The following is a 975-nucleotide window of genomic DNA, read 5'->3' as shown; positions in this document are numbered from 1 at the left end:
CCGGGGGACCCGTCCCCCGCACCCGCTCCCGGCGACCTCGAATTGCGCCCCGCCCTGGAGGCGGTGCTCATGGTCGTCGACGAACCCGCCTCCGCCCGGCACCTCGCGGCCGTCCTCGAGCGTCCCCACCGCGTCGTGGTCGGCGCGCTGCGCGAACTCGCGGCCGAGTACGACCGCCAGGGACGTGGCTTCGAACTGCGGGAGGTGGCCGGTGGCTGGCGGTTCTACACCCGCCCCGGCTACGACGCGGCGGTGGAGCGCTTCGTGCTCGGCGGGCGGACCGCCCGCCTCACCCGGGCCGCGCTGGAGACACTGGCCGTGATCGCGTACCGGCAGCCGGTCAGCCGATCCCGGGTCTCCGCCGTGCGCGGGGTCAACTGCGACGGGGTGATGCGGACCCTCCTGCAGCGCGGTCTGGTCGAGGAGGCGGGCACCGAACCCGAAACAGGTGCGATCCTGTACCGGACGACGCACTACTTCCTGGAACGCATGGGCATGCGGGACCTGGACGAGTTGCCGCCGCTCGCGCCCCTCCTGCCGGAGGCGGACGCGGTCGAGGGCGAGAGCCCGGAAGCGGTGGCGTCGGCCCTCGACCTCGACGTCGTCCCCGGCGTCGGCACCGGGCACCGCCCCGGAGCCGGTACCGACGTGCCCCGGCCAACCGGCCCGGGCGCGGACGACGAGGACATCGGGAGCGGGGGCGAGCACGAGACCGACACCGTCGGGCCGGATACCCCGGACGGCGGGGGAGCGGACGGCGGCGGCCCCGGGACCACGGACCCGGTCGAGCCGCCGGCCGCGCCCCCGCCGCCCGGCACCGGGCCCGACGGTCCGAGGCCCCACGGGCCCACGAGAAACGACGGATGACTGATGCGCAGCAGCGACCGGAACGGTGACCGGAACAAGCGGGGTTCGGCGGGCGGGGGCCGCAACCAACCCCGGGGCGGTCAACCCCGCCCGGAGGAGCGACGACAC

Annotated in this window: 1 pseudogene; it reads left to right on the top strand. The window is 76.1% G+C overall.

Features of this window, described 5'->3' with window-relative positions:
• Positions 1-585, top strand: a pseudogene (gene scpB, locus FNQ90_RS24830) (SMC-Scp complex subunit ScpB); the annotation flags it as partial.
• Positions 586-975: the final 390 nt, after the last annotated feature.

Source organism: Streptomyces alkaliphilus, from assembly GCF_014141535.1.
GTDB lineage: Bacteria > Actinomycetota > Actinomycetes > Streptomycetales > Streptomycetaceae > Streptomyces > Streptomyces alkaliphilus.
The sequence above is the reverse complement of the archived record's forward strand: the minus strand, read 5'-3'. Positions and strand labels throughout refer to the sequence as shown.